Consider the following 5,101-nt stretch of genomic DNA (forward strand, 5'->3'; position numbering starts at 1 on the left):
GGGGGGGGGGGGGTGGGTGGGGGGGGGCAGTCGGGGCCGGGGGTGCGGCGGGCCGGGTGGCGGGTGCGGTGGACGTGGGCGTGGGCCGGGTGACGGCCGCGCGTCCGCCGTCGGAGGGGCGGGGGGTCGACTTGCAGCTCGTGTACGGCACCGCCGTCGGCGGCCGGACGGCCGGGGCGGTGGTGACCGGGGCGGGTGCGGTCGGCGTGGCTGTGGCCGGTGCGGTGTCGGGCCGGGGCCGGCCGATGAGGCGGACCGGTCCCGGCGTCGTTCCCGCTCCGGCTCCCGGCGGCGGGTGCGGTGATACGCGTTCAGGGCGTCCCACGAGCGCCCGGACTGCTGCAGACAGAGCACCAGCCGCGCGGCCAGCGCCTCGTTCCACGGATCGGCCTCCGTGGCGCGGTCGAGCTCGGACACGGCGTCCGCGCCCAGCCCGAGCCGGAGCAGGCGGTCGGCCCAGGACTCCAGCGCGAGGGTCCGGTCCTTCCGCAGCCGGTCGGCGAGCGCGTCCCGCAGGTCGGTCTCGGGCAGGTCGGCGAGCGCGGCGGGCCCCTGCCACAGGGAGAGCGCCCGGCGCAGCAGCCCGGCCGCCACCTCGTCACCGTCCGGCGCGCTCCGTGCGGCGGCCTCGGCGACCAGCCGCTCGAACAGCAGCGAGTCCACCGCGTCCGCCGGGCCGTCCAGCCGGTAACCGGGCGGACGGGTGGAGAGGACGAGGCCCGAGCCGGCGATCAGCTTGCGCAGCGCGGCGATGTGGCCCTGCAGCGCGGCCCGGGCCCGGGCCGGCGGCGCGTCGCCCCACAGCAGTTCGAAGAAGCGTCCGACCGGGACGGTACGGCCGAGTTCGAGCGCCAGCAGGGCCAGCGTGGCGCGCCGCTTGGCGGCGGCGGGCTCGACGGACCGGCCGTCGGCGGTCCGCAGTTCCACCGGACCCAGCAGCCGAACGAACACGGATCCTCCCTGGTGAGAGCGGGTGGACGAGGGTTTCCATCCCTGTGCGGGGCGCAGTCTAGCCACGCTGAAGGTTCGTCTTGTGACGTTCGGTGTGCGATTTCGGGAATGGTGGGTATCTGTCCGACCGGGGGGTTGACGCCAGCCGGTTCGTGGTCCTCGCGGGGGCGCGCGGGGGCGTTCCCCGCTCGGAAGCGGACGGTGCGTCCGCCCGGCGCGCTTCCGGGGTCCGCCGTCGCGCCGCCGGTGAGGCACTGTCGTCCGCGTGCTGACGAACGGGCCGTCGGGCGGGTCGGGCGCCGCGGCGGCGGGTGCGGGCGGCGCTGCGGGCGGGCCGATGGGCGACGGCCGGGGGCGGCGGCCCGGGAGCGGGGTCCCACTGGCGCGGACCGTCCGGGCGGAGCGCGTGCCCGGCGGTTCGGGAGGTGTGCGCGATCGGGCCCGCCGGGCTGCCCGAAGGGGAACCGCCGAAGGGGGTCCCCGGACCAGCCTCGGGGCCCCGGGGCGGACAGCCGGAGGACCTGTCTCCCGTGTTCAACGGACGGGCGTCCACTTGGGGTTCACCTGTCGGCGGGAGGTGAACCCGGGCCTCCGGACGCCCCGTCGATCAGAGTGCGGGGCCGTCGCGGTTCCGAGATTTCGACCGCCGGGAAGGGCCACCATGCTGCGAATGAACGGGCCGCTGCGGATCACCGTCCTCGACAAGGACGCCTACTACGAGCAGCGCGCGGTGGTGCGCACCCCGTACGGCACCTTCGTGCTGGAGGGGAGGGCCGGGGCCTCCCTGGACGTGCAGGCCGAGGAGTGGGAGCTGGAACTGCAGCACTGCGTGCCCGGCGTGGGTTGGCGGCCCAATGTCCGGGTGCTGCCGTACCCGTGGCAGACCTCCGGCGGCCTGCGCAGCCGGATCGTGCGCAGCAAGGACTGCGACTGGCCGAACGGAGACCCGACCGAGCGGAACTTCGTCCTGCGGCTGTCCGCGACGGTGGCCGAGCGTCCGGGCGCGGCCCCGGCCGCCGCCGAGGCGGTGGGCCCGGCCGTCCGCGGGGGGCTGCGGACCAGCTCCGGTGCGGGCCTGGGCACGGTCGGCGGGGCGGTGCCGGGCGTGCCCGCGATGCCCGGCGTGCCTGCGATGCCCGGTGTGCCCGCGATGCCCGGGGTGCCTGCGGTGTCAGGGGCGGCGGCCGCGCGGACGGTGCCGGGGGTCCGGGCCGGGGAGGCCGGGCAGCGGGCCCTGCTGAACGCCGTCCCGGTGGAGGCGGGCCGACTGCCGACGGGCCGGGTGGCCCCGGCGGTGTGGCCCGCGCCGACGGCCCGGGCGGTGCCGGCGCGGGCGGTGGAGGCCGAGCGGGCGGCGCCGGTGGCGGGTACCGAAGCCTGGGGCAGCGGCCGCTAGGGACGTTCCCCGGCCGGGGCCCCGGCGCCCCGGCCGGGGGTCAGCCGGTCGGGGCGCCGGGGTCCTCGGGGTCCTCGGGGTCCTCGGGGCTGTCGGGGGTGGTGTCCGGCGGTTCGGGGGTGTCGAGGTGGACGCCCGGGGTGAGGTGGAAGCGTTCGGGGGACTCGGCCCGGGGGCGTTCGGCCGGGGGCATCGCCGCCCGTCGCTCCAGCCACGCGCGCAGCCGGGTCAGCGAGTTGCGGTTGCGCTCGGACGGATCGCCGCCGGATTCGCGCAGCAGGACGCAGGCCGGGCGGTCGCCGTCGGCGGGCACCTGGCCGACCACGGTGAACGCCGTGCCCGGCGGGAAGGCCGCCTGGGCCGGGCCGTCGGTCGGGTCGAAGACGGAGGTGCGCCGACCGGTGGCCGACCAGACGAGGAACTCCACGGACGAGCCCGGGAGTTCGGCCCCCGGCGCGGTCAGCCCGGCAAGCGGTGCCGGTTCCCGGAACTGTCGGCCGGTCGGGTAGTGCGCCAGCACGGACTCCGGGTCGAGACCGGCCCCGGCGCCGAGCAGCACCGCGCCGTGATGGCTCGGCAGCCGGCGCAGACCGGAGCCGAGGCAGCGCAGGAACGGCCGCAGCTCCGGGTCCCCGGACCGCGCGGCCGCGATCAGGGCGGCACGGGTCGCGGGCACGCCGGCGTCGGTGTGGTGGAGCAGGACGGCGGCCAGGTCGGGCTTGAAGTCGTCCTGCGAGGTGGAGCGCAGACCGGGGAGCCGGGTGGCGAGCAGTTCGACCCGGCCGGTGCAGCGGTGGTAGTGGTCGCCGAGCTGGGCCCGGACGGTGTCGCGCTCGGCGGCGCTGCTCGCGGTGACCGGGGCCGGGCTGTCGTCGAGGCCGAAGTACCGGGCCGGGGCCGGTTCCGGTACGGCCGCCGGTGCCTCGGGGGCCGTCACTGGTGGCTCTGGCGTCGGCTCGGGCGCCTGCTCCTCCGTCGGTTCCTCCGTCGGTTCCTCCGGGGCGACGGGCTCGGACGGCGGCTCGGGCTCCGGTCCGGCGAACGGCGCGAACGGCGCGGACGGTGCGGACGGCGAGGTCGGCGCGAGCGGGGGGACCTCGGGGGTCCGGACCGGCGGGCCGTCCGGCTCGCCCGCCCCGCCGGTCCGGCCGCCGAGGCCGGACCCGGACCCGGCGGTGGCGGTTCCGGCCGAGGGCGGTGCGCCCGCGCCGGTGGCGGGGTCGGTGGCCGGGTCGGCGCTCGCCAGGGGGACCCGCCGGGTCGGCGCTCCGGCCCCGGCGAGGCTGCCGGTGGCGGGCGCACCGGTGGCCCGGACGGGCGTGGGCAGGGAGACCGGAACCGCTTCGGCCTCGGGCCCGGGCTCCTGGCCGGGCAGGGTCCCGGGATCCGTGGGTACCTGGTGCCGGGCCCGGGGATCGGCCTGGGACGCGTACGGGCTCTCCTCCCCGGGCTCCGGGGAGGGGTCGCCGACGGCGGGCGTCCGGGGCGGCAGCGGCGCTTCGGCCCCGTCCGTGGCCCCGGGTTCGGGAACGGGCGGCATCCGGTGCCGGAGCGGGGCTTCGGCCTGCGACTCGAACCGGCTCCCGGCGCCGGCACCGGCCTCGCTGCCGGCCCCGGCCGCGCCCCCGGTGTCCGGCACGGGCGGCACCCGGTGACCGGTCGGCAGTTCGCCGCGCGAGGCGGTCCGCGACCCGCCGGGGGCGGCCGGCCCGGGGACGGTCGGAACCCGGTGCGCGGAGGAGGCGGAAGCGCCAGGTCCCAGCGCGGCGGGCGCGTGCTGCCCCGGTCCGCCGACGGCGGCGGGCGCGGATACCGGCGCGGTCACCGGCGCCCCGCGCCGGGCCGCGTCCGTGCCGCCGATGCCGTACGACACCGGCGCCACGGCGGGCGGCCCGCCGGCCGGCTGCTCGGCGCCGAGCCACTCCAGCTCGTACGTCCGGGCGACGAACCGCCCGACGGTTTCGGCGGCGGGCTCCAGCAGCCCGTGGACGAGCAGCCCGAACCCCTCGGCGCCGACCGCCGGCAGCCGGCCCAGGAGGGCTCCCAGCTCCTCGAAGGCGTCGGCGGGCACCGGGCGGTCCCGTTCCCCGACGATCAGCAGCGGGCGGCTCGGCTCGGGCCGGCGGAAGCGCGGGGTGAGCACGTGCGGCGGTTCGGGGCGGAGCCAGAGCCCGGCCGGGACGGCCTCCAGCGCCCAGTACGGGAACGCCTGGAACACCCCGGGCCCGGCGGTCCGCCAGTCGGAGCCGCCGTTGCGCCAGGCGGCGGGCGTCGTGGGGCAGCCGGGGGCGGAGGAGAGGCGCAGCAGGAACGGCTCCCACCCGATCCGGCCCTCGCGGTCCAGCACCCGCGAGGTGGGGCCGCCGTGGCCGAGGACGGGCAGGCCGATCGCGGCCTGCACCGGCCGGGCGGTACGGGCGGTCAGCGCGCCGATGAGCGCGGAGAGTTCGTCGGGGGCCGCCCACGGGGCGCTGATCAGGGGACGGTCGGAGCCGAGCGGCAGGGAGAGCACGGCCTCGGCGAAGTCCTCGGGCAGCAGGACGGGCTGGGTCGGGGTGCCGATCACGATGACGGCGGTGCCGGGCGGGGCGGCCGCCAGCCGCAGGTCGGGCAGCGGGGTGGTGGCCGGGTCGGACGGGTCGGTGAGCCAGAAGCCGGCCGGCAGCCGCAGGACGCGGACGGCGTTCGCCCGGCCCCGGGCGGCGGCGGGGGCGGGAACGGCGGGCGGTTCGACGAAGGCGGTCGGCCGGGTGC

General features: G+C 79.1%; 3 protein-coding genes. 1 reads left to right on the top strand and 2 read right to left on the bottom strand.

Annotation, left to right across the window (positions count from 1 at the left end; all coding sequences use genetic code 11):
- A partial coding sequence (locus VR45_RS47565) for an AfsR/SARP family transcriptional regulator (protein ID WP_199926080.1) occupies positions 1-951 on the bottom strand: 951 nt, incomplete at its 3' end.
- Between the two features lie 661 nt (positions 952-1,612).
- Here VR45_RS47565 and VR45_RS47570 point away from each other — a divergent pair.
- Positions 1,613-2,347, top strand: a complete 735-nt coding sequence (locus VR45_RS47570) for a hypothetical protein (RefSeq protein ID WP_159394502.1) — start codon at positions 1,613-1,615, stop codon at positions 2,345-2,347.
- Positions 2,348-2,387: 40 nt separating this feature from the next.
- Here VR45_RS47570 and VR45_RS37335 read toward each other — a convergent pair.
- On the bottom strand, positions 2,388-5,101 hold a 2,714-nt coding region (locus VR45_RS37335), incomplete at its 5' end, for a hypothetical protein (protein ID WP_045944387.1).

The sequence above is a fragment of the Streptomyces sp. NRRL S-495 genome, assembly GCF_000966955.1.
Taxonomy (GTDB): Bacteria; Actinomycetota; Actinomycetes; order Streptomycetales; family Streptomycetaceae; genus Kitasatospora; species Kitasatospora purpeofusca.

Bases quoted from the DNA above. Each gene is read 5' to 3' on its own strand.
- VR45_RS47570 (WP_159394502.1), top strand. From the start codon at position 1,613: ATGCTGCGAATGAACGGGCCGCTGCGGATCACCGTCCTCGACAAGGAC.